Below are 26,208 nucleotides of genomic sequence, written 5' to 3'. Positions count from 1 at the left end.
CTTATATATGGGGTCTATTTAACGTTAAGAAAATTACGCTAGAACTAGGCAAAAATTTTTGTATCTAGTTGTTCTAAATAAAAAATTTTTAACGACGTTATAGTGCAATTTAATTCGTTAAATTGTTCAAAGATTTATGCAGTTTGGTATTACTTAGCTTGAGCTTAGGTTGCTTATTAATCCTTTTAGGCTCAGCCCTGCGAATGTTTACGTAATTCTTCTAGCATTACTTCGTCACCCACCATTTCATGTAAAAGTGATTTCACTTTTTCGTCAGAGGTATTTTGATATAGGGATAAAATTTGCTCAGCTACTTGCTGAATATCCCCATTTTTTGTGCCTTTTGCTTGGTAGTATTGATTTATCAAGCCTTGGCTAGCAAGAGTACGAACGTAATCGTTATTATCTTGCTTGAGTATTGTTGAAAAGCGCTCTACTAAACGGTAATCACTTACAGGGGCCTGTGTTGTGATTTCTATCGCTTGTATTTTAAACTTCTCATCGTTGCTTACAGTAGCTAAATCTAAAATGCTGCCCACGGCCTCATAGTCGTATTCGGGCATTTGCGATTTATTCAAAATGAACATATTCATCTGTAACTGGCTCAATGCTCCCAAGCGTTCTAAATCAGTATAATGTGTACTTAATATTTTGCTTCGCAATTCTTCATTTACACTTTTTGTGAATGCAGGATCTGATTTAATACGTAAGTCGTAATCTTCAGGTAAATCAGCATAAAAGCCATATAATGGATTTTTATCTCGTAGTTCTTCAATTTCTTTTTGTTCTTTTTCTTCAATAACGGCGAGCACCAGCTCTTTAATGTCGGGAGATGACACATTCTCATTAGGGCCGATATTACTTAGCTTCAAATTTGTCAGCTCTAGTTTTAAAGCAGTAACCTGTGTTTGTAAGTCTTTTAATAAAGGGTTATTGCTGACTGATGTATTAGAACGATCAATTTCATTACTAGAGCGTGAGTCATGCATATTTTGCGATTGAAGATGAGATGTTGAAGGTGCTGTTGTAAAAAATGCACCATAGCTGGCAATAGTAACAGCGGCAATAGATAAGGTTATAGCGATAGATTCTTTATTAATTGGCATTTAAGGTACTCTTTATCAATGAGGGTCTAAATTTATCGTTTTTAAAGGTTAATGTCTGTTAAAAGATGTAAGCAATACTGATGCTCAACAAAGTAATTTTTCAAATGTAGTTCAGGTTAACGAATACTAATCCACAAGAATACGTAATCAATTTGAGGAGCTAAGCTGGGTGCTAACTGCTAACTGCGTTAAAAACCTCGATAAACGACTGCATGGATGTAGAACCATGCAGTGGTAATTGCCGAGAGCAACTAAATAACGAAACCCTTACCTCAAAATAGACCGCTTAATTAGTAAATTGGTATAATTCCAATTTTATTAAAAACATGATCACTTTAGCGTATTAAATAACTCACTAACTACGTTAAAAATTATTTATATAGAACAGTATGTATCATAATTTTAGCCTTGTTATTGAGCTATTTTCTTGTCGCTATAATAGATCATTAATTTAATGCAATTGGTATAACAGTAAAAAAGACTCTATTTTTTAGAGTCTAATATCAGATTTACTTTAGGCAATTTTAATTATTTTTTGCATACTCTTCTGCTTTTTTCCATACTCTTAACGTATTTCCGCTCAATATCTTTTTAATGTCTTTATCGCTGTACCCTCTATCCATTAACCCTTGAACTAGGTTTGGATAGCTAGAGACATCTTTTAAGCCAATAGGTAATGAATCGCCAACACCGTCATAATCAGAACCAATACCTACATAATCGATACCAATTAGCTCAACTACGTGATCAATATGGTCAAGTACTTGCGCAAGGCTAGCAAAAGGATAAGGGTTTTTAGCGCGATACGCAGCATCAAAATCTTGACTTAATTTAGTGCCTTCTTTTTTTACCAGCTCTTTTTTACTTTTTAACTGTTTGCCCCACATGCCTGCTTTAGCAGTAACAAAGCTTGAGCCAAAGTTGATTTGAATAACGCCGCCATTTTCTTTCAGCGCTAATAACATATCGTCATTCATATTACGCTCAAAGCCTGGAGTATACTTGCGTAGCGATGAATGCGATGCAATCACTGGGGTTTTAGAGAGCTTCATAACTTGATAAAACGCATCGTCCGAAATATGCGAGACATCGATTAACATACCAATATTATTCATTTCAGTGACTAGCTCTTTGCCAAATGGGCTTAGGCCTTTCCACTTTCGACGTATATCGTAGGATGAGTCAGAAATATGGTTGCTTTGTGAATGAGCAAGAGTAATGTAGCGCACACCACGGTCAAAAAAGTGTTGTAGATTTTTTAAATCACCTTCAATAGGCGAGCCATTTTCCATTCCCATCGCAATAGATAGCTTACCTTGTTCAAATTGCGCTTCAATATCCGTAGTCGAACTGGCAATTGCAAACTTATCGGGTGCACGCTGAGCAATAGCTTCCATGCCATCAATGAGTTGATTGGCCAACTGATAGCTTTTACCTTTACCTTCAAATTCTAAATGTGCAGGAATATAAATCGACATAAACGGGGCGTTTAAACCGCCTTTTACTGCGCGAGGATAATCAAAATCACCTCCGTCAGTTGCTTTAGTCACATCATCCCATTTATTGTATATTCGATAAGGGACGTCAATATGGGTGTCAATTAATATGGTTTCTTGCGTGAGTTTAACTGCTTTGTCTGATGCGCTAATAGCTTGCACTGCAAAGGCTTGGGGTGTTAAAACTAGTGATACGGCTACCACTAGAGTGCTGAGTTTTATCATGTTTTGGCTCTTAGGGTAAAAGGCCATTGTGTACGTTCAGTTCCAAAGTTACAAGTGCTAATCAAATGACTGTGCTTGGTGCTCTTCACTTTGCAACGCTTTAAATTCGCCCTTCGAAATAATGGTTACAGACTCATGTAATTCAGAGAAAAACACCATAGCCTCGCCATTTTTAAGCTGTAGCTTAACTTGGTTTACTTTAGATTCAATACTTGCTTCTACTTCGCCATAATCAGTGCCTTCGCGCAGTACATAGCTTTCTATTAAGTTGTAAAGAGTATCTTTATCGAGTTGCTCAAAAGGGATGATCATAATTGCTCATTATTTACTTTATTTAGAACATGTTGCCCAAAATAGTTGGGTACGGCTTTCTCTAACCAAAATATTGGCTTAAATGGGTTTTTACCACTAATAAAACCAACGTGTCCGCCTTTTTCAGAGATGCGCAGCGTAACATGCTCACTCACATCTTGCCTACTTGGCACGGCTTTAATTGACAGCATAGGATCGTCTTTGGCATGAATAATTAATGTTGGAACTGCAATATGCTTTAAATATGGCATTGCACTGGCTTGGCGATAATAATCGTGTGCGTTTTCAAAACCGTGTAAAGGAGCCGTTAGTTGATTGTCAAATTCTAATAAGTCATCGATTTTCATTAACTGTTTAGGGGTTAACGAAATCTGCTGCTTAATTTGTGGCAGTTTACGCTGCATCGATTTTTTCATACGATCGAGCAGATATTTTTGATAAATTTTACCTAAGCTTTTGCGAATTACATCACTCGATGAAGATAAATCATAAGGAGCCGATATTACTGCAGCAGCATTGAGTGGGCATGCCAATGCTTGTTCACCCAAATACTTAGCAAGTACATTACCACCAAGTGAAAACCCCACAGCAACCATTAGTCTATTTGGGTATTGCTGTTTTAGGTGATTAATGAAAAAAGCTAAATCGGCGGTGTCGCCACTGTGATATGCGCGAGGCAAGCGATTAACTTCGGTTGAGCAATTTCTAAAGTGCATCAGCACTACTGCATAACCTTGTTTTTTTAACGCTTTCATCATGCCCTTGGCATAAAAGCTATTTATGTTGCCTTCAAGGCCATGAAGTACAATGGCAAGTGGCGCTGTCTCGTTGTGTGGAAGTGACCAAGCGAGTTCAATAAAATCACCATCGGGTGTATCAAGTTGTTCAAGTTCGTAGCGTGTATGTTGAAAAGGGCGGAAAAAACGCGGCATTATGGTTTGAACGTGACGATTAGTCATCCACCATGCTGGTTTGAACTTATGGATCATATTGGTACTACACACTTAACAATAAACGAAGCGCTAGTGTATCAAATTTTTAGCGGTTAAAAATAAAAAGCGCCTAATCAGTAATAGATTAGGCGCTTTGTGCGTCGTGCTTAATTTTGGTCAGGAATTTCTGCGTCATTTATCTTTTTAAGAAAGAAAAAAGCGAAAAAGATACAAAGAGAAACAACAATAGCTAAAAATCCAAAAGACAAAAATAAAACTGGATCTGTAAAAAAGTCTCTAAAGAATACGTTCATGAGTTGTTCCCCTCGTTGTTGATGGGTTAATCATAAGCGCTGTTTGTATGGTGTAACGTGATCGAGATCAAGTTATTTTATTAAGCGGATGTGGGAGCGAAGTAAAGTTGATTTAGATCATGCTTTGAGGGCTAATAAGTTTATTATTACTGAGAGCAAAGAGAGTTTTTGCACAAAGAAAAGAGAATGAGCAGTGAAAGGGCGTATAAAAACGAGCAGCCTAAGTGGCTTTCACATACAGCTCAATATTATTCGGCTCTGGATCTGCTACGAATTCAAACCCATTCACCGCTTCAATCAACATATGCTGCTGTTGTTTTTCAAGTTTCAGCTCAGCGCTTAGTAACTCGGCGCGTATTGTGGCGTAATCACTTAACGTATTCTGATTAATTTTTAAATAGCTACGTGCAGTGCGCAGAGGTTGTAATACCTGAGTATCAAACTCACTCACTACTTGTGTTAACTCGTTTAACTGTTGGGCATTAATACTTAACTTTAATGAATCTAAATAAAGCAGTAATAAGCATAAATTGACGTTTTTTCCTTGCTGGTTTTGTAGTGCCAGCAAGGTTGTTTGTTGCCCCGGCTTTGCGTACAAGGTGCACGCAAATTGCCAAAAATGGTCGCTATTGAGCAAGTTCATCGGCGAAGGCCTGTTCTTTTTCTTCCATTTCTTCAAGTGCCATCAGTAGCTCTTCTTCAACGTCGTTAAGCTTAGGTGTAAGCGTTGCTTGCTTGGCCAATAATTCTTTTAGCTTGGCTTTGTTATCGTCGTTGTAGAGTTCGTTATCACCTAGTGCGGCTTCTACTTCGTTAAGCTCTGCTGAGTATTTATCTAACTGCTTTTCAAGCTTTTCAATTTGCTTTTTAAGTGGTTGAATTGCTTTTCTAAACTCGGCTTCTAGGCGCTTTTGTTCTTTACGATTAATGCCAGAATTAGCTTTTACTTCATCAGATTGCTCAGTCTTGGTTGCCTCTTTATTGGCATTAAGCAGCCATTGATAATACGCATCTAAGTCATAACCAAATTGGGTTACCTTACCGTCATCTACTAGGTAAAATTCATCGGCGGTGTTTTTAAGCATATGGCGATCGTGCGATACGGTAACCATTGCGCCTTCAAACCCTTGCAGAGCCATAACAAGTGCATGGCGCATTTCTAAATCAAGGTGGTTAGTTGGCTCATCGAGTAATAGTAAATTTGGTTTTTGATATACCAGCATAGCAAGTACTAAGCGTGCTTTTTCGCCACCCGAAAAAGGCGCTACAGGTTCTAAGGCTTTATCGCCAATAAAGGCAAAACCACCTAAAAAGTCACGTAGTGATTGCTCGGTCGCTTTTGGGTTTAGTCGTTGTATATGTGTTATTGCGCTGGCTTTTAAATCAAGAGATTCAAGCTGATGCTGCGCAAAGTAACCAATATTTAATCCGTGATGCTGAATGACTTCGCCAGCTTGCGGCGCTAAATCACCAGACAGCAGTTTAATCAGTGTTGATTTACCCGCGCCATTTCTACCAAGTAATGCAATTCGGCTACCTGGCACTAGGTTTAGTTCTATATTATTTAAAATGGTAACATCACCATAACCCGCTTTGGCTTTATCTATCGTCATTAGTGGGTTTGGTAATGCGGCTGGGTCTGCAAACTCAAAATTAAAAGGTGAGTCGGCATGTGCCGGTGCTAATTTTTCCATGCGCTCAAGCGCTTTCACACGGCTTTGTGCTTGTTTAGCTTTACTGGCTTTTGCTTTAAAGCGAGTTATAAATTGCTCTAAGTGAGCAATTTGCTCTTGTTGCTTATCAAACATGGCTTGTTGTTGCAGTAAACGCTCTGCTTTTTGGCGCTCAAACTGCGAGTAATTACCCTTGTACACATTGATAAGTTGCTTATCTACATGCCAAATTTGATCAACGACGGCATCTAAAAACTCACGGTCATGTGATATAAGTACCAACGTACCTGTGTAAGCACGTAAAAAGCGTTCAAGCCAATATACAGCATCTAAATCAAGGTGGTTTGTTGGCTCATCGAGCAATAGTAAATCGGCATCGCGTATTAATGCTTGGGCAAGATTTAAGCGCATACGCCAACCACCTGAAAACGAGCTTACAGAGTTTTCTATTTGGTTATTCGCAAAGCCTAAGCCATGTAATAGTTCACCAGCTGTTGATTCAATGCTATAGCCTTTAATGTTCTCGAGTTGAATATGTACTTTGGCTTGTGTATCGCCATCGTTGTTTTGCTCGGCCTCACGCAGTGCTATACGCATTGCATAGTATTCTGGATGGCCTTGCAGTACATAATCAATTGCGCTTATTTCAAGGGCTGGAGTTTCTTGCTTTACTGAGGCAATAGACCAATCTTTTGGAATGCTGCAATTACCAGCATCGAGTTGTAATTCTGATTTCAATAGGCCAAATAAGGTTGATTTTCCGCAGCCGTTAGCGCCTACTAACCCAACTTTATGCTCCGGGAATAACGTAGCTGATGCGTTTTTTAATAAGGCTTTTCCGCCACGAAGTAGTTCTATTTCTGATATTTGGATCATGAATGCGTTACTTTACTGTGCCCTTGTTAAGTTGGCGTTATCATACCATAGAACTTAATGCGCTTATCAAGCGTATCAACAAGTGAAGTTATACGATAAAATAGCGGCAGTTCTAACCACAGGAAAAATGTTGTGAGACAAAAAAAGCGATTTATTGCTGGTGCATCGTGCCCTGAGTGTAAAGCTATGGATACTATGATGCTTTACAGAGAACATGATGTTGAAAAAGTAGAGTGTGTTGAGTGTGGCCATAAAATGGCGCAGCCAGATAACGCTGTTCAGGCATCTACCCGCCAATTTGAACAAGTTATTGGTGTGTTTAAACCGGGTGATTAACCCGGTTTTTATCGCCTATTTTTACTAGCTTTAGTAATGCGGTGGCGGTGGCTCAGGTACTTCCGACATCATAGATGACGATGACTGCGACTCTTTAATTTTTTCTGCTAGCAGCTCTGTTTGGCGTTTCATTTTTGCTAAAAGTTGCTGGTGCACTTTTATTTCATCATTTAAGACTTCAATCGTTTCGTCTTGAAAAGCCACTTTGGCTTCAAGTTCCATTAAGCGATGTTCAATTGTGTTCATTATTCTCTCGTATAATAAATCGCTCTGCGATACCGCTGGAGCTTTCGGTTAACAACGACTTACCGTTATCTGTAAATGTCACATCTAGCACCACTGCCGATTTCGGCTTACTGCCTTCGCGCGGGGTGACCTGCCAAGTTTGAATTTTTTCACCGCTTGGTATTTGCCACAAATCAACTCGCTTATTAGGAGAGCCGGTTGCCAGCAAAGTGCCTTGTTCGTTAAAACGCACCGCAGTAAAAATTTTCTGACGCGCAATATACTTCAGTTTACTCACAAGATCACCTGTAGTCAGCTTCCATACATTTGCTTGTGCCATACTATCGGCCGTAAACGCATAGCGACCTTGTGGATCTAGGGTTACTTGGGTGACACGCGTTGGGTGATTAAAGCGGTGAATTACTTGGCCAGTAAGCGTATTCCAAAAGTAAGCAACATAATCGTTAGACCCACTTAAAGCAAAGCGCCCATTCGGCGATAAATCGACAGTGTTAACTTTATCTTGGTGGCCTAAAAACTCGATGCGTCTGCCGGTTTCAAGATTTATAAATACCACTACGCCGTCGCTTCGACCATACAATACGCTTCGGCCTTGATTGCTAATAGCAATATCGCGAATGCTGGCCTTTTGGATTTTGTAATAGCCTTTATTTTTGCCTGTGGTTATATCCCAAACGGCAAACGTGGTTTTTTCTGCGGTAACAGCAACGCTGTTATCAAAGGCAATTGCAACAGCATACACTAAGCTATCTTCAGCTTGCTGCTGAAACCATTGGTATTTGAGAGCGTTTTGTTGATTATCCCACAGGGCGACCCCATGATTGATTGAGGAGATTAAGCTGTATTTACCGTCGTTTGATAATGTTGACGAAAATGCACCTTTTGCTGCATGTTCGTAGCTTGCAATAGCGTGTTGTTTTTTATCACTACAGGCAATGGCTAAAAAACAGCTAAATATGATTAAAAAAGTACGAAATATCGACATGTTACAGGTATTTCCTCTTAACTCTTGTTGACTGAGAGGTTAGACTAGGATGCGTTGAATGCCTAGGTTGTTTGTCTAAGCACTGAATATGCGTTTAGTTTAGCTAACAAAAATTTAGTCATTACACAAACAGCCTACCATGTAGGCCGTTAATCTTTAACTAGTAATAATACAATAAATGACAACTGCAAAGTGTGTCGGAGATTTAAAATGAAAAAGACGATTAGATTGTCATTGATTGCAGCGTCAGTTTTAGCGCTTACAGCTTGTAATCAAGAAGCAAAAAAAGAGCAAGCAGAAGTTAAACTAGACACTGTAGAGCAGCAACAAGCATACGGTATTGGTGCATCTGTAGGTAACTTTTTAAATAAAGACCTAGCAGACAAAACTGAAATTGGTATTAAGCTAGACCAAGCACTGTTAATTCGTGGTTTTGAAGATGCACTAGCTGGTAATGCAAAAATTGACGAAGAAAAAATTCGTGAAGTGTTAACTGCATTAGATGAATCAGTGCGTACTAAGCAAGAAGAAAAAGCAAAAGTTGAGTCTGAAAAAAGTAAAGAAGCCGGTGTGAAATACCTAGCTGATAATGCTAAAAAAGAAGGTGTTTCAGTTACTGAATCTGGCTTACAGTACGAAGTAATTACACAAGGCGATGGCGAAAAGCCAGTAGCGACTGATGTAGTTAAAGTACATTACAAAGGTACTTTGTTAGATGGCACTGAGTTTGATAGCTCATATTCACGTAACGAACCGACGACTTTCCCTCTTAACCGCGTAATTGCAGGTTGGACTGAAGGCTTACAACTTATGTCTGTTGGCTCTAAGTACAAGTTCACTATTCCTTCTGAACTTGCTTACGGCGATCGTGATTTAGGTAAAATCCCTGCTAACTCAACGCTTGTATTTGAAGTTGAATTGCTAGAGATTCAAAACGATGCGGATGCTAGCGCAGCACAATAATAAACTAACGCTTATAGTTTAAATGTAAAAAGGGACCTTAGGTCCCTTTTTTAATGTACTAAATATAAGTAATTAATCTGTGTGATTGGAAAATAAATTATCAATCAGTTCATCTTCTAGTGCAAAGCGTGCTTCTAGTGTTTCACCAATTACAGATAAGTCATTATCAAAATCTTTCAGTAAATCGTCTTTGTTCACTTCGGCATATTTATCGTTAAAATCAAGTGCCACATCAGTAGTGTTTGAAATGCGTGGATAAATATCGTTAGCCAAGGCTTGGCTTTGTACGCCTTTTTTCTCACATGCTTTAGCAATATCATCATAAATCTCAAAATGACCTGCAGATAAATAATCCATCAAAATTTGGCAAAATGATTCAATCTGCGCAGGTTCAGGCAAAGCATGATCTTTTTTATCGTACGGTGAAAAACCAGCCATTTTACAAAAAAGCACAATGAGCTCTTGGCGTTCGTTTAACCACTTGTCGATTACAGTGTGGCTGCCACCCCATTTTTGTTGAGCTTTTTCTACACGCGTCAGCATAACTATTCTCCTAGCTGGGTTGGTCTTTCAATTGGAATATAATAAGTTTATATACATCAAGATATATTTAATTTGCGTGTATATCAACAAGTAAAATAGATGTTCTAAAAGCGGTGTTGTTTATTTAAGATATAAGACTAAAAATTTATTGCGGGCAAGAAAAAACCACCGGTTAGGGTGGTCTAATTTCTTTCAATGACTTGTTGTAACAAGCTTTCTTATTTTTATGAGATAATTTTTATTGTTATTATTTTAATGACTTTTATTTTTATTATTCTAAGATTTTTATTGTTGTTTTTGTTAACGCGGGACAAACAATAACAAGGTTTTTACTATGTTGCAAACATATTAATTAAAAGTTTTAAATGTTATTTTCAGCTGTATGTTTTATAGCCAAAAGAAAATGAAAGCTTAAATAATATTGATCTACCTTAAGGTAAGGTTGTTTTCGTCTCTAAGCAATAGAGGGGCGGTGAATATGGTGGTACAATCTCGCATAATTTATACAAGCCTTAGGATTATTTACGCCATGAGCGAATTAAAGAACGACCGTTATTTACGTGCACTAGCTAAACAGCCAGTAGATGTAACTCCGGTATGGATGATGCGCCAAGCAGGACGCTATTTACCTGAATACCGTGCTACACGTGCACAAGCGGGCGATTTTATGAGCCTGTGTCGAAATGCTGAGCTTGCGTGTGAAGTAACATTACAGCCACTGCGTCGTTATCCGTTAGATGCTGCTATTTTATTTAGTGACATTTTAACGATTCCAGACGCTATGGGTTTAGGTCTGTACTTTGAAACGGGTGAAGGCCCTAAGTTTGAACGCCCTATTTCATCACTTGCTGATGTTAAAAAAATTCCAAAGTTAGATCCTACAGACGAGCTTGGCTACGTAATGAACGCAGTAAGCACTATTCGTCGTGAACTTAAAGGTGAAGTACCACTCATTGGTTTTTCTGGCTCTCCTTGGACGCTAGCAACTTACATGGTTGAAGGTGGGAGTAGTAAAGTGTTTGGTAAAATTAAGAAAATGGCGTTTGCAGAGCCGCAAACACTTCATTTATTACTCGATAAGTTAGCTGATTCAGTCATTGATTACTTAAATGCGCAGATCAAAGCTGGCGCGCAATCACTCATGGTATTTGACTCGTGGGGCGGGGTATTAAGCCCACATGATTACAACGAATTTTCACTGCAATACATGCATAAAATCGTTGATGGCTTAATTCGTGAATACGATGGTCGTAAAGTACCGGTTACTTTGTTCACTAAAAATGGTGGTCAATGGATTGAAGCAATTGCAGCAACAGGTTGTGATGCAATTGGTCTTGATTGGACTATTAATATTAGCGACGCTAAGCGCCGCGTTGGTGATAAAGTAGCGCTACAAGGTAATATGGATCCGTCTATGTTACACGGTACACCAGAGCGTATTCGCCAAGAAGTAGGCACTATTTTAGAAGACTTTGGTACAGGCAACGGTCATGTGTTTAACTTAGGCCACGGTATTACACCAGATGTAGACCCTGAAAATGCCGGTGTATTCATCAATGCAGTACATGAGCTAAGTGCTAAATACCATAAGTAATGATCGCTTAATAAAGTTTAAAAGTAAAAAGCCCGCTAATTAGCGGGCTTTTTGTTATCTATTTATAAAGGCTTTTAAATCGCTTATTTAAATAAGCGATTTAAACCATTTAATGCGGCAACACGGTAGGCTTCAGCCATGGTTGGGTAATTAAATGTGGTATTTACAAAGTAGTCGATATTATTGCCACCATTTTTTTGTTCCATAATAGCTTGGCCAATGTGCACAATTTCAGACGCGCGTTCGCCAAAGCAGTGAACGCCAAGTACTTCTTTGGTTTCAGTATGGAATAATATTTTTAAGCTACCTACTTCAGTACCCGCAATTTGCGCACGAGCCAAATGCTTAAACTGAGCACGGCCAACTTCATACGGTACTTTAGCGGCTGTAAGTTCTTGCTCTGTTTTACCTACAGAACTCATTTCTGGAATGGTATAAATACCGGCCGGAATATCAACAATCAGCCTGTCTTCGCAGTTACCACAGGCAATTGCATCAGCAGCTATACGGCCTTGATCAAACGCAGCACTTGCAAGGCTTGGGTAACCAATTACATCACCTACAGCGTATACGTTTTCAATATCCGTTTGATATGTTTCGTTAACTTTTAATTGGCCACGACTGTCGGCTTTTAAGCCAATGGCTTCAAGATTTAATGTATCGGTATTACCTGTGCGGCCATTTGCAAATAAAATACAGTCAGCTTTTACGCGTTTGCCTGATTTTAAATGCATAATAACGCAGTCGTCACGCGTCTCAATTCGGTCAAACTCTTCGTTATGACGAATAACAATACCGCTATTCCAAAAGTGGTAGCTAAGCGCATCAGAGATTTCAGCATCCATAAAAGCAAGTAGTCGATCGCGGGTATTAACTAAATCAACTTTTGCGCCTAAACCTTTAAATATAGAAGCATACTCACAGCCAATAACACCTGCGCCGTAGATAAGTACGCGATGGGGGTCGTGCTCAAGGCCAAGTATTGTATCGCTTTCATAAATACGAGAATGCGTAAAATCGACTTCAGGTGGGCGATAAGGGCGAGAACCCGTTGCTATAACAATCGTTTTAGCGGTCAGTCGCTCGGTTGAGCCGTCATTTCTTTTTATTTCAATGGTGTGCTTATCAACAAAGCTCGCATCGCCTTGAAACATATGAATGCGGTTGCGATCGTAAAAGCTACTACGTAAATTGGATTGCTTAGAAATAACCGAACTTGCGTGACGTAAAATATCAGGGAATGTTAGACGACTAGGGCGTTCGCCAACATTAAACAATGGGTTAGCTTTGTATTCAATATAACGACTAACAGAGTGGCGAAGCGCTTTTGAAGGAATGGTTCCCCAATGCACACAACCACCACCAACTGACTCTTGGCGTTCAATAACCGCTACTTTTTTGTCGTTTTTTGAAAGGTTCATGGCGGTACCTTCACCGCCAGGACCCGTGCCAATGATGATTGCGTCATATTGGTATGTCACGGGTACTTTTTTTTGTTCTGATTGTTTGGCCACTGCCACTCCTAAATTAATTAAAAGAGGCTTTTAATAACCTCGCATTAAGTGCTAGCCATGCCTGTTTTTGATTTTCCCAGGCGGCTTCTAGCTCATGATATTGTGCCATTAATGCTGAGCGTTCACACTGCTTTGCCATGTTATTTTTTTTAACTTCTAACACTTGTTTTTGTAGTGAACAATAATTTTGCAGTTTTTTCAGCAGTAAGTCGTACTCTTGTTGTAACAATGTAAGCTTATCTTGCGCTAAAGGCAATTTTGCAAGACGCGTTTGCGTTCTACTCATTAGTGTTTCGGCTTTGGCTTTTTCGATGCGTTCAACTGGTGTGCGTTTTAATTTATTGGCTAAACCAACAGCGGCTAAAGCGCGGATCATCCATTTTGTTGGGTCGTAATGAAACCATTTAATACCATTACGGTAATCGCTTGCAAAAATATGGTGGAAATTATGATAACCCTCACCGTAAGTAAATAGCGCTAAAAAGCCATTATCACGTGCTGTGTTTTTTTCGGTATATGGGCGAGAGCCCCAAATATGTGCAACCGAATTAATAAAAAAGGTAAAGTGCTGGCTCAATACTAAACGAAGTAAACCGGCAAGAATTAACATACCCCATACATCACCCACTAATAAGCCAAGAGTAAGTGGCAGACCTACATTCATGGCAATCACAAGTTTTAAGTAATGCTTATGCTGCCACATAACGATTTTATTACGTTGTAAATCACGACAATTACTGTAATCACCGTAGCTATCGCCTTGGTAGTCACGTAACATCCAACCAATGTGACTATACCAAAAACCATTGGTCGCTGCGTAAGGGTCTTTTATTGGGTCATCAACTTGACCGTGGTGTATACGGTGATCGCTACTCCAGTGCAGTGCACTGTTTTGTAGTGCAAAAGCACCGCCAAGTGCAAAAATAAATTCAATGGCTGGATGTGCATTATAGGCTTTGTGTGCCCATAATCGATGGTAGCCAGCAGTTATAGATAGGCCTGCATAAAACATGCAGCCTACAAAGGCAATCCAATGCGCGCTGGTAAACCCGTAGCTAATAGCGTACCAAGGTACAAGTGCGGCAGCCGCCAAAAAGGTCAGGCTAAAAAACAGGACGTTTGTCCAAATAATCGGTGGTTTATTCATAATTCTCAATCTCAGCGTACAACTGTAAGCTAAAATAGTATTTCAAACTCTTGTCGTCAAGTATTAGACTGTACAATTGAGCTAATATCACTAAATATTCATATAAAATAATTCAGGGAGCTGTAGATGTCGGGTGTTAGAGCGCAGCAGAAACAAAAAACACGACAAGCGTTAATTCAAGCGGCATTTAATCAGCTAAGTGCTGATCATAGTTTTTCGAATTTAAGTTTACGTGAAGTGGCGCGAGAAGCTGGTATTGCCCCAACCTCATTTTATCGTCATTTTAAAGACATGAATGAACTGGGTTTAACTATGGTTGACGAAGCTGGTTTAACGTTGCGCCAACTTATGCGTCAAGCACGTAGGCGTATCGCAAATGATGGTGGTAGTGTGATAAACACCTCAGTGGTTACTTTTATGGAGTTTATTGATAACTCAAGTAACCAATTTAGATTACTCCTGCGAGAGCGTTCAGGTACCTCTAAAGCATTTAGAGCCGCTGTAGCCCGCGAGGTAAAACACTTCATTTTAGAGCTTGCTCATTACTTAGAAAGTGAAACTAAATGTAATGCTATGCATGCATATATTCAGTCTGAAGCTATGGTAACGCTGGTATTTAATGCCGGTGCAGAGGCGCTTGATATCGAAGGGCAACAACGAGATGAGCTTATTGAGCGGGTTATTTGGCAACTACGTTACATTACGCGCGGTGCATCGCATTACGCTAGAGAAGGCACTAAAGAAATATAGTTCAAAAAAATAACAAAAAACTAATCTAAGCACTGAGCCCTTCAGTGCTTAGTAAATTAAGCGAAAGTCATTGTTGCTTTGATGGCTCAATCTAAGTAAGTGTAATTACTTGCATAATTAATCCTTTCAATATCCTCTTAAAAGTTATTTTGTGGTTTTTTTATGCTTGCACCCAATGCTCTGCAATGTTAAAAATAAACCTCACTGAACACACACAAGAAAATAAGATGCAAAATATTCGTTTAATTACACTAAAACTTAACCTCTTACTGCTATGGCAAGTAAGCGGGGATTAGTGTGTTTGCATCGAGTTGAACATTAAAAACCCCGCAATTGCGGGGTTTTTTTTATCTCGCTGCAGGGATCAATTAAAAATTGAGTAACATAGGAATAAGGGGCAGTTATGCAAGAGCAAGATAAAGTATGGATTTTTGATACCACCTTACGTGATGGTGAACAGGCGCTTAAAGCAAGCCTTACTGAAGATGATAAAATTCAATTAGCACATACAATTAGCCGCTTGAATGTGGATGTGATGGAGGTGGGCTTTCCGGTTTCGAGCCCTGCTGATTTTCGCTCGGTGCAACGTATTGCAACCGAAGTAAAAGGCCCGATTATTTGTGGTTTAGCACGCTCAGTTGCTAAAGACATTGAAGCCTGTGGTGAAGCACTTCGCGCAGCACAGCAAAGCCGTATCCATACTTTTATTGCTACAAGCCCTTTGCACCTTGAACATAAATTACGTATGAGCCTAGATGATGCAACGGCAATGGCCGTTAAATCAATTAAATTGGCACGTAACTATACTGATGATGTTGAATTTTCGTGTGAAGATGCTGGTCGTACGCCGCATTGGGATTTATGTAAAATTGTTGAGCAGGCAATTAATGCCGGAGCTTCAACTATTAACTTGCCAGACACCGTTGGTTTTGTAACGCCAGACGAATATGCCGCGATGATCCGCCATTTAATGAACAACGTGCCAAATATTGATAAAGCGCGTTTAAGTGTGCATTGCCATAACGATTTAGGCCTAGCAGTAGCAAATTCAGTAGCCGCAGTGCAAGCCGGTGCTCGCCAAATTGAGTGTACTATTAATGGCATTGGTGAGCGTGCTGGTAACTGCTCGCTTGAAGAAGTGGCGATGATCATGAAAATGCGCCATGACCACTTAAAAGTATACACCGATATTAAAAGTGAAGAAATTTACCGCGCCTCTCGTCAAGTGGCTAAAATTTGTAATATGCCAGTACAGCCAAATAAAGCGATTGTGGGCGAAAACGCCTTTGCGCATAGCTCAGGCATTCACCAAGACGGTGTATTAAAAGCGCAAAATACTTATGAGATTATGTCGCCAGAAAGTGTTGGTGTGCCAAGCAACCAATTAAATATGACTTCGCGTTCGGGCCGTCATGTTATTGAGCATCGCTTAGAAGAGCTAGGCTATCAAAAATCTGATTACGATATGGATGGCTTATATAAAAGCTTTATCGAATTGGCTGACCAAAAAGGCACAGTATACGATTACGACCTTGAGGCGATGATTTACTTTAATCAAATTAACGACAAAGACGAAAAATACCAATTAGAATTTGTTAACTCAGCCTCTAACTCACAATCGGTAGCAAGCTCTACTATTGGAATGCGAATTGATGGCGAAGCTAAACAAGAAGCCGCGACAGGTAATGGCCCAGTTGAAGCTTCGTTTGCAGCTATTGAGCGCTTAACCGGTATGAGCGTTGAAATGATTGAATATAACTTAGAAGCGACAGGCCAAGGTGCAAGCTCATTAGGGCAAGTAAATATTATAGCTAAATACGATGGCCGACCTTACCACGGTGCGGGCATTGCAGCGGATGTGGTTGAAGCGTCGGTACGCGCCATGATCCGTGTTTATAACTTAATTTATCGTGCACAAAAAGTGTCTGATTTAAAACAACAAAGGAAAGCAGGATGAGTAAAACAAACTACAGCGTTGCAGTATTAGCTGGCGACGGTATTGGTCCAGAAGTAATGGCAGCAGCAGAGCAAGTATTGGATGCTGTGAGCAATAAGTTTGGTTTTACCCTTAACCGTGAACATTATGCAATTGGTGGCGCAGCCATTGACGAATTTGGTAAAGCATTACCAGAAAGTACACTTACTGCATGTGAAAACGCTGACGCTATTTTATTTGGTTCGGTAGGCGGTCCTAAATGGGAAAACTTACCACCAAATGAGCAGCCTGAGCGCGCATCGTTATTGCCGCTTCGTAAGCACTTTGGTTTGTTTTGTAACCTGCGCCCTGCACAGTTATTACCTGCATTAAGTGCAGCGTCACCACTTCGCGCTGATATTAGCGAAAAAGGGTTTGATATTTTATGTGTGCGCGAGCTAACCGGCGGCATTTATTTTGGCGAAAAAGGCCGTAGCGGCGAAGGCGAAGAAGAGTTTGCATTTGATACGCAAACATACTCACGAAAAGAAATCGAACGTATTGCACGCTTTGCTTTTGAAGCTGCAAAACTACGTAGTAACCATGTTACCTCTGTTGATAAAGCCAATGTATTAGCATCAAGCGTATTATGGCGCGAAGTAGTCACCGAAGTAAGCAAAGACTACCCAGAAGTAAGCCTAGATTACATTTACGTAGATAACGCCGCTATGCAGTTAGTTAAGCAGCCTAGCCAATTTGATGTATTACTTTGCGATAACTTATTTGGCGATATTTTGTCAGATGAGTGCGCCATGATCACAGGCTCAATGGGCTTATTACCTTCGGCAAGCTTGAATCAATCGGGTTTTGGGTTGTATGAGCCAGCAGGCGGTTCAGCACCAGATATTGCAGGTAAAGGCGTTGCAAACCCAATAGCACAAATTTTAAGTGCCGCATTAATGTTACGTTACTCGCTAGGGCAAGACGAAGCTGCGCGCACCATTGAAAAAGCAGTAGCAGAAGCTGTAGAAGCAGGTGTAGGCACGCCAGATATATATCCAAATGCCGGTTACAGCACAAGCGATGTGGCAGCCGCTATCGTTTCACGCATTTAATAACATATTAAAGTTGCAGCACCGTTATGCTGCAACTCAAACAGATTAGGGAATTAGCAAGTGGCCCAAACGTTATACGACAAAATTTGGCAAGCACATACCGTTGCCAGCATAAATGAGCAAACCGACTTACTTTATATTGACCGCCATTTAGTGCATGAAGTTACTTCTCCGCAGGCTTTTGCAGGTCTACGTGAAAAAAACCGTACTGTACGTTGCCCAGAAAAAACCTTTGCAACGATGGATCATAACGTATCGACTAAAAGCCGCTCACTTGATGCCGCAAGCGAAGTATCTAAAAACCAATTAATGGCGCTTGATAAAAACTGTAAAGAGTTTGGTATTGTACTTTACGATTTAAACTCAATTAACCAAGGGATAGTGCACGTAATGGGCCCAGAGCAAGGTATTACTTTGCCAGGCACAACCATTGTATGTGGCGATAGCCATACCTCTACGCATGGTGCGTTTGGCGCATTAGCGCATGGTATTGGTACGTCTGAGGTTGAGCACGTATTAGCAACGCAAACGCTACAGCAAAAAAAGGCGAAATCGTTAAAAATTCAAATTAACGGTGTATTACGTCCAACGGTTACTGCTAAAGATTTAATTATGGCGGTAATTGGCAAGTTAGGTACCGCTGGTGGCACAGGTTATGTAGCAGAGTTTTGTGGTGCAGGCATTGAAGCGCTTTCAATGGAAGCCCGTATGACGTTATGTAATATGAGCATAGAAATGGGTGCAAAAGCGGGTTTGATTGCATCTGACCAAATTACTTATGATTACTTAAAAGGTCGCCCGTTTGCACCAAAAGGCGCAGATTTTGATGCTGCCGTTGAATATTGGCAAACATTAAAAACAGATGAAGGCGCACACTTTGATTTAGTTGTTGAGCTAAATGCCGACGACATTCAACCGCAAATTACCTGGGGCACAAGCCCAGAGCAAGTAATTGGTGTTGATGAGTGCATACCTGATCCAGATAAAGAACCTGATTTAATTAAAGCGGACGCTATTCGCAGCGCACTTAAATACATGGACTTAAAAGCGGGCGATAAATTATCAAGCGCGAAAGTAGACACGGTATTTATTGGCTCATGTACCAATAGCCGTATTGAAGATTTACGCGCAGCGGCAAAAATTGTTGAAGGCAAGCATGTGGTAGCCGGCATTGAAGCGTTAATTGTACCGGGCTCTGGCCTTGTTAAAAAGCAAGCTGAAGATGAAGGCCTAGCTGATATTTTTAAAGCAGCGGGTTTTGAGTGGCGCGAACCAGGTTGTTCTATGTGTTTAGCGATGAACGATGACCGTTTAGGTGCAGGAAAACGCTGTGCATCTACTTCTAACCGTAACTTTGAAGGTCGCCAAGGTCGTGGCGGGCGTACCCATTTAGTTAGTCCTGCAATGGCGGCAGCCGCTGCAATACATGGTCACTTTGTTGATATTAGAGGAGAAGCGTAATGAGCGTATTTTTTAGTGGCTTAATGGCTCCACTTGATAAAAACAATGTAGATACTGACCAAATTATTCCTAAGCAGTTTCTAACATCAACTAGCCGCGAAGGTTTTGATGCTGCCTTGTTTTATGATTGGCGTTACCTAGATAACGACAAGCCAAACCCTGACTTTATTTTAAACCGCCCATGCTACCAAGGCGCACAAATATTATTAACGCGCGACAATTTTGGTTGCGGCTCATCTCGTGAGCACGCGCCATGGGCGCTGAAGCAATATGGTTTTGAAGTTATTTTAGCTGAAAGCTTTGCAGATATTTTCTTTAATAACTGTGGTAACAACCAAATGTTAGCCATAGCGTTACCTGCCGACACGCTTGAGCAATTGTTTGTAGTTAGCGAGCAACACGACGATATTAACATTGAAATCGACCTTAAAAATCAAAAACTAACAAGTAGTAAATTTGCGTCAATTAACTTTGAGATTAGTAAAGAAGTAAAAGAGCGTTTGTTAAGTGGCTTAGATTTTATTGGTGTAACCGAAACGCTAAATCCACAAATTGATGCCTTTGAAAAGCAACTAGCAGCTGAGCGTTCTTGGCAGTAACTTATTGAAAGCCAAACTCTCCCTCTGAGCGCGATCATATTGGTCGCGCTTTTTATTTAAGTGCTAAAAGATACAATTTTAATTGTGCTGCAATTATAGAGCTGCTATTTTCAAAATATTGAGCAAAAGTAAGTAACTAAACATGCAGTTAACTTCACCAAAGGCAGTCGGTATTTTTTTAGGTGTGCTTTATGGTATATCAATGCGAATTGTTATTGAATTTAGTACCGCGTTAAAATTTGGTAGTCTAGTAACAATTTCGTTTATGTTTTTAGTACCAGTTGCTATTGGTTATATTCGCGTTCATTTTGAATATAACGAGAACCCCAACTTAACTTATCGCCAAATGATAGTAAAAGCTTGGCAACCCATTTTTATATTTTTGTTAGTTAGTATTGTCACTCTACTCGAGGGCAGTATTTGTGTTGCAATGGCCTTACCTGCATTTATGTTTTTTGCGAGCTTAGGTGGCGTGCTTGCCGGTTTTACCCGCAGAAAAATTTCACAAAAATCAAATGCCACATTGTTGTCGATAACGCTACTGCCGTTGGCTTTATCGCCGATTGAGCTTAATTTTTTAAATTTATCAAAAACGTACGAAGTAACAAATTCAATTACTATTAATGCACCAATTAATATTGTATGGCAGCAACTTACGAATGTGAGTCATATAGAGCCACAAGAAATTCCCTTCTCGTTAACTCGATTTATAGGCGTTCCTAGACCATTAGAAGCAAATATGAATGCAAGCGGTGTTGGTGCAATTCGTACAAGCACATGGCAAAAAGGTGTTGTGTTTAAAGAGATAATTACTGATTGGCAGCCAAACAAGCAAATGCTTTATAAGTTTGAAATAAACCCTGATTTAATTCCTGATAACGCATTAGATAAACACGTTAAACTGGGGGGAGAATATTTTTCACCACTTTATGGCGGTTATCGGTTAAGTGAAGACAAGAGCGGCAATACAGTTTTAACGTTAACAACTACAGTGCAAGATAACACTAATTTTGGTGTTTATTCACGAATATGGGGAGAAGTGATATTTCAAGATTTTCATCATTCACTATTAACTTTGATGAAAAACAGGGCTGAAAAACCACTTGCCGCAGTTATTTCCCATAGCTAATTTAAATCGCTATGGTATTAAAAAACTATTATAAGAGTACTTTATGAAATTATTAACGGCAGCAACTCTATTACTTGCCTCATCAGCAGCTATCGCACGCCCTGCACCTTTGGTGTCTATTCTTACTCACGATGCATTTTTTAATAGCATTGCAGCGCACTGCGGTAAGGCGTTTGAGGGTAAAGTAACAGTAGATAATGCAAAAGGGCCAAGTTCGTTTGAGAATAAAAAACTAGTTATGCATGTACGTAAATGCACTGATAGCGAGCTGCAAGTGCCATTTCATGTGGGAGATGATGCATCGCGCACGTGGATTATTACTAAAACGGGCAGTGGCTTGAGCTTAAAGCATGATCATCGTCATAAAGATGGTACCGACGACGCATCTACTATGTATGGCGGTCATACACTTGATGCAGGCTTTGCACAAATGCAGTCATTTCCGGCGGATCAGTACTCTAAAGAGTTATTTGTTAAGCAAGGAATCGCTCAGTCGGTTGGAAATACGTGGCAGATGTATATTTACCCTGAGGTATTTACTTATCGATTGATTCGTCAAGGACGTGAGTTTAAGGTGGATTTTGATTTAACTAAACCAATTACTCCACCAGTAGCGCCATGGGGCTACGAAAAATAAACTATTTTTCTTTTTTCTCGGGTGCTTCACATTGCAGTAAAACATTTAGATCGGGTTGATAGGCGCGTGGTTTAGTCGGAAAACGTTCGTATTCTTGCACGCCTTCAAGCACTTTTAACATAAATGTATTGCCTCGGCATAATCGGTCAGCATGGCGTAATAAAAATACACTTTGATTGGTAAAATGCTCATAGTCGTCGGATTGAATTTCTATTTTATAGTTCTCTTCGCCAATTTTTGTCTGATAATAATGTACTTTGTTATCAAAGTCGTAGAGCTTTTCTGTTTTGGCTTTTTCAGCAAATGCAGTGCCTACACTCGAAAGAGTTATTAGTGCGCTAGCAATTGCTAAATACGGTGTATTTAATCCATTCATATAATGACTCCTTTAATTTACGAACTTAATACCCATTAATTACTCATATAAGTTCAGTGTATTTATATTAATACCTATTATCTTATCGCTATAATAGATCACTAATTTAATGCAATTGGTATAAGTCTAACACCCAAAAATGGATAATGTGATGTTTAAACAAATAAAACAGCTATTTGCCTCATTCGATGAGCCGCAGCTCAGCATGCAAGAGCATGACTTAAAAACCGCTGTTGCTGCATTATTAATTGAAGTTATGCGAGCAGATACCAAGCTTGATCATAACGAACAGCAAACTTTGACTATCACCTTAAAAAAGTATTTTAATTTAACCGATATACAGGTTGATGAGCTTACTACTAATGCGGCGAGTAGTTTAGATGAGTCTATTGATTACTTTCAATTTTCGAAACAAATTAACGAACATTGCAGCGCGGCACAGCGTATAGAAATTATAGAGTTATTGTGGCGTTTAGCGTATGCAGATGGTGAAATTGATCCACAAGAAGATTATGTTATACGTAAAGTTGCAGGGCTTTTATATGTTACTCATGTTGATTTTATCGCCGCTAAAATAGCGGCGACGAAGTGATTGGTAAGTTATTTTAATTTACTTGCAACACTTACTAGCTGATAAGCAAGAGCAGATACTCTTTCAGCTGTAACGGGCTCACTGATTTTTCCGCTTTCATCAAGCACAGTGTGTACAGCGGGTACTGCAAGCTGGTCAGCTAATACTAAGCTGCCAATGCCTGATAAAATATCACGTACATGATTTAAGCCACGTAATCCACCCAAACCACCTGGCGACGCTGCATATAAAGCCGTTACTTTATTGCGAAAAGCAGGAACCGCACCTTGCTCTGTTCGCGACGCCCAATCAATCGCATTTTTAAGCACCGCAGTAATTGAGCCATTGTATTCTGGGCTAGCGAGTAAAATACCATCGGCTGCGCGTAACTTGTCTTTTAATAACTGTGCGCCAACGGGTGTACCTTGTGCTTCAATGTCTTCATCAAACATGGGTAAATCTAAATCGGCAAGTTTAATAACTTCAACTTCTGCACCGCTTTCTAATGCAAAACGTGCCGCTTCATTAATTAATTTTTGGTTAAAGCTGTTTTTACGTAAGCTGCCTGCAAGGGCAATAATTTTTGGTACAGTCATGGTAGTCGCCTTTAATAGAGTGATTGGATTTGTCTGTGAACTACTTTAGCAAATTTTTACTTGTAGAAAACCCGAATAAACGCAACACTTGTGTGCGTATATGCACATAAGTAAAAGGCAAGCAATATGGCGATAAAATTTGATGACTGGCAAGATGTTAAAGTCGCATTTGAAGTGGCTCGCTTAGGCACGTTAACAGCGGCAGCTGAAGCGCTCAATGTACACCATAGCACAGTGCTTAGGCGAATTAATAATCTAGAAAAAAACTTAAACGCAAGGCTGTTTCATCGCCATGCCCGTGGTTATAAAGTAACTGAAATTGGCACTAAGTTATTTGCGACAGCGCAAACCATTCATGGCTCATTAGAGCAGTTGCATAACGATATTGCTGCCGCCGACAGTACTCTCAGAGGTAGTTTACTGCTTACTACAGTGAGTGGTTTTATGGATTTACTTGGTGATGTATGCGAGCAGTTTCAAGCGTTACACCCGCAGGTGCAGTTAGAAGTTATTTTAGAACAAAAAAGGCTAAGGCTCGATCATGGGCAAGCGCATATTGCAGTACGAGCAGGACCCAAACCTGATGAGGGTGATTATATTGCGCAGCACTTAGCACTGTTGTCGTCAGGTTTGTATGCTAATAAACGTTATATTAATAAGTACGGAATGCCTAAATCGTTAAGTGATTTACAGCAACATAATTTTGTATCAGGTGTGGCGGGTTTTAATGCTCGAGTACCTTATTTTGCATGGGCTGATGAACATATTCCTGCATCGCAAATAAAGCTACGCGTGTCTGAAACTGCAGAGGCAACTCGTGCAATAATTAAAGGCTTAGGTATTGGTGGGTTACAGCACAATGTAGCGGGGCAATATCCTGATTTAGTGCCTATATTACACAGTGAGTTAAGCTGGCCTACCGATGTATGGTTAGTCACGCATCACTTAGTGCATCGCACTGCTAAAGTACAAGCTTTTGCAGGGTTGCTAAAAACACATTTTAGTAAGTTAGCTGCTAATCAATAGTTTTATACCAACCTGCATAAATCTTTGATCAATTTAACGAATTAAATTTCACTATAACGTCGTTAAAAATTTTTCATTTAGAACAACTAGATACAAAAATTTTTGCCTAGTTCTAGCGTAATTTTCTTAACGTTAAATAGACCCCATATATAAGCAGATTGGTATTAGCAGCATTTTAGCTATGTTTTAAATGATTATAATGTTTTTTTCACTTCTATCCCTAGGCGTTTAGCCAAGCGCACTAAGTTAGCTCTATCTAATTCAAGTACTCTTGCTGCTGCGGCCCAATTGTAGTTATGCTGCTTTAATTGCTCTGTAATTATTTGAAATTGCAAAGACTCAATAGCTTGCTTCAAAGGCTGGTTAATTGGGGCATTATTTAGAATTGTTGAAACAGGGCTTGGTCGTACATTCGATGTTAAGTCACAGTGTTCGCTGGTAATGGTTATTATTGGGCTTTGCCACTGACTTTGTTTTGCTTTAAGTGCGCTACGGCTAATTACATGTTCAAGCTCGCGTACATTACCGGGCCAATTATATTGATTTAGCAGCATCTGCGCGTCGGTACTTAGTTTTAATTGTTTTATTCCTAACTTACGAGCTGTTTGTTCAATAAAATAACCAGCTAGGAGTGTGATGTCTTGCTCGCGTTTACTAAGCGGTGGCACGGTAACGGGATAAACACTTAGGCGATGGTATAAATCGGCTCGAAAGCGCCCTTGTGCGACTTCTTCCTTTAAATTTCTGTTAGTGGCAGCAACGACGCGTACATCTACGTATTTTGGCGTGTCTTCGCCTACCGTTTGTATTTCGCCACTTTGTAGTACACGCAATAGCTTACTTTGCATGGCAAGAGGCAGTTCGCCTATTTCATCTAAAAATAACGTGCCGCCATCAGCTAACTGAAATTTACCTTGGCGTGCATTTTGTGCGCCAGTAAACGCTCCCTTCGCATGACCAAAAAATTCACTTTCGGCAAGATTTTCAGGAAGCGATGCACAGTTTAGGTGAATAAGTGGTTGATCTTCTCTAGCTGAGTTTAAGTGAATATTACGTGCTACTAACTCTTTCCCTACACCGGTTTCCCCCAAAATTAGTACGCTAAAGTTAGACGCGGCGACGAGTTTAATTTCATTTTTAAGCGTTTGCATGAGCGGGCTTTGACCAATAATTTCGCCGCCGTCCCTTGTTAATGCTTCTCGATTTAACTCTTGCACTAGCGCATTTGAATGCTGTGCATGCTGTTTGTAGTGGGCAAGTTCTAAGGCTGTTTTAAAGTGCGCACTACATAGAGTTTGTAAGGTATTGAGAGTATCAGGACTGATGTTATTAAATGCGTTGGCATTGAGGCTATCAAATGTGAGTACACCCAATAGCGCATTCTTATCATAAAGAGGTAAACCTAAACACGCGTGCACAGGAATATCACCCGTTTTAGCTAATAACAGGCCATCGTACGGGTCGGGTAATGGGCAGTCGTGAGCAAACTGCAGTGCGAGCGTGCTTTTGCAGATAGCTTCTAGGCGAGGGTGCTCTATTATTTTAAATCGTCTGCCAAGGCTATCGGGCATCAACCCTTTAATTGCCAATGGTTTTAATTGTTCGCCCTGCAGTACTAATAACGCACTTGCATCACTTGGAATAACTCGCTCAACCGTTGCCAATAGCTGCTCAAAGCTATGCTCGTGCAGGGTGCTTTGCGCTAGCTCTAAAGCAACTTGTGTAAGGTTTAATTGCTGATTCATGTCAAAATGACTCATGTGTGTTTTTA

Annotated in this window: 26 protein-coding genes; 12 read left to right on the top strand and 14 right to left on the bottom strand. The window is 40.0% G+C overall.

Annotated features, from left to right (window positions below; genetic code table 11):
* Positions 1 to 191 precede the first annotated feature (191 nt).
* The 6 genes from H5119_RS06860 to H5119_RS06835 form a co-directional block, all read right to left on the bottom strand.
* Positions 192 to 1,106, bottom strand: a complete 915-nt coding sequence (locus H5119_RS06860; protein ID WP_077536412.1) for a hypothetical protein — start codon at positions 1,104 to 1,106, stop codon at positions 192 to 194.
* A 524-nt stretch (positions 1,107 to 1,630) separates the two neighbouring features.
* Complete coding sequence (locus H5119_RS06855; protein WP_182701696.1) at positions 1,631 to 2,827, bottom strand: dipeptidase; 1,197 nt, start codon at positions 2,825 to 2,827, stop codon at positions 1,631 to 1,633.
* A 57-nt stretch (positions 2,828 to 2,884) separates the two neighbouring features.
* A complete protein-coding gene (locus tag H5119_RS06850) occupies positions 2,885 to 3,139 on the bottom strand; it encodes a YheU family protein (RefSeq protein WP_007378894.1) in 255 nt (84 codons plus the stop codon).
* Positions 3,136 to 4,128 (bottom strand): hydrolase, encoded by a 993-nt coding sequence (locus tag H5119_RS06845; RefSeq protein WP_077536411.1) that lies wholly within the window; start codon positions 4,126 to 4,128, stop codon positions 3,136 to 3,138. The genes H5119_RS06850 and H5119_RS06845 overlap by 4 nt, the downstream gene beginning before the upstream one ends.
* 477 nt (positions 4,129 to 4,605) lie before the next feature.
* Positions 4,606 to 5,028, bottom strand: coding sequence for a TIGR02444 family protein (locus H5119_RS06840; RefSeq protein ID WP_182701695.1), 423 nt, complete (start codon positions 5,026 to 5,028; stop codon positions 4,606 to 4,608).
* Positions 5,012 to 6,934: an ATP-binding cassette domain-containing protein gene (locus H5119_RS06835; protein ID WP_182701694.1), complete on the bottom strand. Its 1,923-nt coding sequence runs from the start codon at positions 6,932 to 6,934 to the stop codon at positions 5,012 to 5,014. The genes H5119_RS06840 and H5119_RS06835 overlap by 17 nt, the downstream gene beginning before the upstream one ends.
* A 132-nt stretch (positions 6,935 to 7,066) precedes the next feature.
* Here H5119_RS06835 and H5119_RS06830 point away from each other — a divergent pair, with 132 nt between their 5' ends.
* On the top strand, positions 7,067 to 7,270 hold the full coding sequence (locus H5119_RS06830) for a YheV family putative zinc ribbon protein (protein WP_004589620.1): 204 nt from the start codon (positions 7,067 to 7,069) through the stop codon (positions 7,268 to 7,270).
* A 30-nt stretch (positions 7,271 to 7,300) separates the two neighbouring features.
* Here H5119_RS06830 and H5119_RS06825 read toward each other — a convergent pair whose 3' ends face one another.
* Both H5119_RS06825 and H5119_RS06820 read right to left on the bottom strand, forming a co-directional pair.
* A complete protein-coding gene (locus tag H5119_RS06825) occupies positions 7,301 to 7,516 on the bottom strand; it encodes a SlyX family protein (protein WP_004335946.1) in 216 nt (71 codons plus the stop codon).
* Positions 7,503 to 8,501 carry a WD40 repeat domain-containing protein gene (locus H5119_RS06820; RefSeq protein ID WP_182701693.1) on the bottom strand — a complete coding sequence of 333 codons (999 nt, stop codon included), beginning with the start codon at positions 8,499 to 8,501 and terminating at the stop codon, positions 7,503 to 7,505. The genes H5119_RS06825 and H5119_RS06820 overlap by 14 nt, the downstream gene beginning before the upstream one ends.
* Before the next feature lie 210 nt (positions 8,502 to 8,711).
* Here H5119_RS06820 and fkpA point away from each other — a divergent pair, with 210 nt between their 5' ends.
* Positions 8,712 to 9,464: an FKBP-type peptidyl-prolyl cis-trans isomerase gene (gene fkpA / locus H5119_RS06815; protein WP_077536403.1), complete on the top strand. Its 753-nt coding sequence runs from the start codon at positions 8,712 to 8,714 to the stop codon at positions 9,462 to 9,464.
* A 72-nt stretch (positions 9,465 to 9,536) separates the two neighbouring features.
* Here fkpA and rsd read toward each other — a convergent pair whose 3' ends face one another.
* On the bottom strand, positions 9,537 to 10,007 hold the full coding sequence (gene rsd / locus H5119_RS06810; protein WP_182701692.1) for a sigma D regulator: 471 nt from the start codon (positions 10,005 to 10,007) through the stop codon (positions 9,537 to 9,539).
* 529 nt (positions 10,008 to 10,536) lie between these two features.
* Here rsd and hemE point away from each other — a divergent pair.
* A complete protein-coding gene (gene hemE / locus H5119_RS06805; protein WP_182701691.1) occupies positions 10,537 to 11,601 on the top strand; it encodes a uroporphyrinogen decarboxylase in 1,065 nt (354 codons plus the stop codon).
* An 83-nt stretch (positions 11,602 to 11,684) separates the two neighbouring features.
* Here hemE and sthA read toward each other — a convergent pair whose 3' ends face one another.
* Positions 11,685 to 13,115: a Si-specific NAD(P)(+) transhydrogenase gene (sthA, locus tag H5119_RS06800; protein ID WP_171037490.1), complete on the bottom strand. Its 1,431-nt coding sequence runs from the start codon at positions 13,113 to 13,115 to the stop codon at positions 11,685 to 11,687.
* 13 nt (positions 13,116 to 13,128) lie between these two features.
* A complete protein-coding gene (locus tag H5119_RS06795) occupies positions 13,129 to 14,262 on the bottom strand; it encodes a fatty acid desaturase (protein ID WP_138585312.1) in 1,134 nt (377 codons plus the stop codon).
* Positions 14,263 to 14,388: 126 nt separating this feature from the next.
* Here H5119_RS06795 and fabR point away from each other — a divergent pair, with 126 nt between their 5' ends.
* The 7 genes from fabR to H5119_RS06760 all read left to right on the top strand — a co-directional run bounded on the left by fabR (position 14,389) and on the right by H5119_RS06760 (position 21,868).
* Positions 14,389 to 15,012, top strand: coding sequence for an HTH-type transcriptional repressor FabR (fabR, locus tag H5119_RS06790; protein ID WP_138585311.1), 624 nt, complete (start codon positions 14,389 to 14,391; stop codon positions 15,010 to 15,012).
* A gap of 403 nt (positions 15,013 to 15,415) precedes the next feature.
* Positions 15,416 to 16,969 carry a 2-isopropylmalate synthase gene (leuA, locus tag H5119_RS06785; protein WP_182701690.1) on the top strand — a complete coding sequence of 518 codons (1,554 nt, stop codon included), beginning with the start codon at positions 15,416 to 15,418 and terminating at the stop codon, positions 16,967 to 16,969.
* Positions 16,966 to 18,042, top strand: coding sequence for a 3-isopropylmalate dehydrogenase (leuB, locus tag H5119_RS06780; protein WP_182701689.1), 1,077 nt, complete (start codon positions 16,966 to 16,968; stop codon positions 18,040 to 18,042). The genes leuA and leuB overlap by 4 nt, the downstream gene beginning before the upstream one ends.
* 60 nt (positions 18,043 to 18,102) lie before the next feature.
* On the top strand, positions 18,103 to 19,503 hold the full coding sequence (gene leuC / locus H5119_RS06775; protein WP_182701688.1) for a 3-isopropylmalate dehydratase large subunit: 1,401 nt from the start codon (positions 18,103 to 18,105) through the stop codon (positions 19,501 to 19,503).
* The gene (gene leuD, locus H5119_RS06770; RefSeq protein WP_182701687.1) at positions 19,503 to 20,102 is read left to right on the top strand and encodes a 3-isopropylmalate dehydratase small subunit; all 600 of its coding nucleotides are present in this window, start codon (positions 19,503 to 19,505) and stop codon (positions 20,100 to 20,102) included. The genes leuC and leuD overlap by 1 nt, the downstream gene beginning before the upstream one ends.
* A 142-nt stretch (positions 20,103 to 20,244) precedes the next feature.
* Positions 20,245 to 21,231, top strand: coding sequence for a hypothetical protein (locus H5119_RS06765; RefSeq protein WP_182701686.1), 987 nt, complete (start codon positions 20,245 to 20,247; stop codon positions 21,229 to 21,231).
* A gap of 43 nt (positions 21,232 to 21,274) precedes the next feature.
* The gene (locus tag H5119_RS06760; RefSeq protein ID WP_077536395.1) at positions 21,275 to 21,868 is read left to right on the top strand and encodes a hypothetical protein; all 594 of its coding nucleotides are present in this window, start codon (positions 21,275 to 21,277) and stop codon (positions 21,866 to 21,868) included.
* Between the two features lies 1 nt (position 21,869).
* Here H5119_RS06760 and H5119_RS06755 read toward each other — a convergent pair whose 3' ends face one another.
* Positions 21,870 to 22,244 (bottom strand): hypothetical protein, encoded by a 375-nt coding sequence (locus H5119_RS06755; RefSeq protein WP_182701685.1) that lies wholly within the window; start codon positions 22,242 to 22,244, stop codon positions 21,870 to 21,872.
* Between the two features lie 151 nt (positions 22,245 to 22,395).
* Between H5119_RS06755 and H5119_RS06750 the strand changes: the two genes are divergently transcribed.
* The gene (locus tag H5119_RS06750) at positions 22,396 to 22,836 is read left to right on the top strand and encodes a TerB family tellurite resistance protein (RefSeq protein ID WP_077536393.1); all 441 of its coding nucleotides are present in this window, start codon (positions 22,396 to 22,398) and stop codon (positions 22,834 to 22,836) included.
* 8 nt (positions 22,837 to 22,844) lie between these two features.
* Here H5119_RS06750 and H5119_RS06745 read toward each other — a convergent pair whose 3' ends face one another.
* Complete coding sequence (locus tag H5119_RS06745; protein WP_182701684.1) at positions 22,845 to 23,411, bottom strand: NADPH-dependent FMN reductase; 567 nt, start codon at positions 23,409 to 23,411, stop codon at positions 22,845 to 22,847.
* Between the two features lie 126 nt (positions 23,412 to 23,537).
* Between H5119_RS06745 and H5119_RS06740 the strand changes: the two genes are divergently transcribed.
* Positions 23,538 to 24,437: a LysR family transcriptional regulator gene (locus tag H5119_RS06740; RefSeq protein WP_182701683.1), complete on the top strand. Its 900-nt coding sequence runs from the start codon at positions 23,538 to 23,540 to the stop codon at positions 24,435 to 24,437.
* A 194-nt stretch (positions 24,438 to 24,631) separates the two neighbouring features.
* Here the strand turns inward: H5119_RS06740 and norR are convergent, their stop codons facing one another.
* A complete protein-coding gene (gene norR / locus H5119_RS06735; RefSeq protein ID WP_182701682.1) occupies positions 24,632 to 26,182 on the bottom strand; it encodes a nitric oxide reductase transcriptional regulator NorR in 1,551 nt (516 codons plus the stop codon).
* Positions 26,183 to 26,208 lie beyond the last annotated feature (26 nt).

This window comes from Pseudoalteromonas sp. SG45-5 (assembly GCF_014164085.1).
GTDB classification, from domain to species: Bacteria; Pseudomonadota; Gammaproteobacteria; order Enterobacterales; family Alteromonadaceae; genus Pseudoalteromonas; species Pseudoalteromonas aliena.
This window is presented reverse-complemented; position numbering and strand designations above follow the sequence as displayed.

Coding starts and splice junctions, on each gene's coding strand:
- H5119_RS06860 (WP_077536412.1), bottom strand. CDS start 1,106: ATGCCAATTAATAAAGAATCTATCGCTATAACCTTATCTATTGCCGCT.
- H5119_RS06855 (WP_182701696.1), bottom strand. CDS start 2,827: ATGATAAAACTCAGCACTCTAGTGGTAGCCGTATCACTAGTTTTAACA.
- H5119_RS06850 (WP_007378894.1), bottom strand. CDS start 3,139: ATGATCATCCCTTTTGAGCAACTCGATAAAGATACTCTTTACAACTTA.
- H5119_RS06845 (WP_077536411.1), bottom strand. CDS start 4,128: ATGATCCATAAGTTCAAACCAGCATGGTGGATGACTAATCGTCACGTT.
- H5119_RS06840 (WP_182701695.1), bottom strand. CDS start 5,028: ATGAACTTGCTCAATAGCGACCATTTTTGGCAATTTGCGTGCACCTTG.
- H5119_RS06835 (WP_182701694.1), bottom strand. CDS start 6,934: ATGATCCAAATATCAGAAATAGAACTACTTCGTGGCGGAAAAGCCTTA.
- H5119_RS06825 (WP_004335946.1), bottom strand. CDS start 7,516: ATGAACACAATTGAACATCGCTTAATGGAACTTGAAGCCAAAGTGGCT.
- H5119_RS06820 (WP_182701693.1), bottom strand. CDS start 8,501: ATGTCGATATTTCGTACTTTTTTAATCATATTTAGCTGTTTTTTAGCC.
- fkpA (WP_077536403.1), top strand. CDS start 8,712: ATGAAAAAGACGATTAGATTGTCATTGATTGCAGCGTCAGTTTTAGCG.
- rsd (WP_182701692.1), bottom strand. CDS start 10,007: ATGCTGACGCGTGTAGAAAAAGCTCAACAAAAATGGGGTGGCAGCCAC.
- hemE (WP_182701691.1), top strand. CDS start 10,537: ATGAGCGAATTAAAGAACGACCGTTATTTACGTGCACTAGCTAAACAG.
- H5119_RS06795 (WP_138585312.1), bottom strand. CDS start 14,262: ATGAATAAACCACCGATTATTTGGACAAACGTCCTGTTTTTTAGCCTG.
- fabR (WP_138585311.1), top strand. CDS start 14,389: ATGTCGGGTGTTAGAGCGCAGCAGAAACAAAAAACACGACAAGCGTTA.
- leuA (WP_182701690.1), top strand. CDS start 15,416: ATGCAAGAGCAAGATAAAGTATGGATTTTTGATACCACCTTACGTGAT.
- leuB (WP_182701689.1), top strand. CDS start 16,966: ATGAGTAAAACAAACTACAGCGTTGCAGTATTAGCTGGCGACGGTATT.
- leuD (WP_182701687.1), top strand. CDS start 19,503: ATGAGCGTATTTTTTAGTGGCTTAATGGCTCCACTTGATAAAAACAAT.
- H5119_RS06765 (WP_182701686.1), top strand. CDS start 20,245: ATGCAGTTAACTTCACCAAAGGCAGTCGGTATTTTTTTAGGTGTGCTT.
- H5119_RS06760 (WP_077536395.1), top strand. CDS start 21,275: ATGAAATTATTAACGGCAGCAACTCTATTACTTGCCTCATCAGCAGCT.
- H5119_RS06755 (WP_182701685.1), bottom strand. CDS start 22,244: ATGAATGGATTAAATACACCGTATTTAGCAATTGCTAGCGCACTAATA.
- H5119_RS06750 (WP_077536393.1), top strand. CDS start 22,396: ATGTTTAAACAAATAAAACAGCTATTTGCCTCATTCGATGAGCCGCAG.
- H5119_RS06745 (WP_182701684.1), bottom strand. CDS start 23,411: ATGACTGTACCAAAAATTATTGCCCTTGCAGGCAGCTTACGTAAAAAC.
- H5119_RS06740 (WP_182701683.1), top strand. CDS start 23,538: ATGGCGATAAAATTTGATGACTGGCAAGATGTTAAAGTCGCATTTGAA.
- norR (WP_182701682.1), bottom strand. CDS start 26,182: ATGAATCAGCAATTAAACCTTACACAAGTTGCTTTAGAGCTAGCGCAA.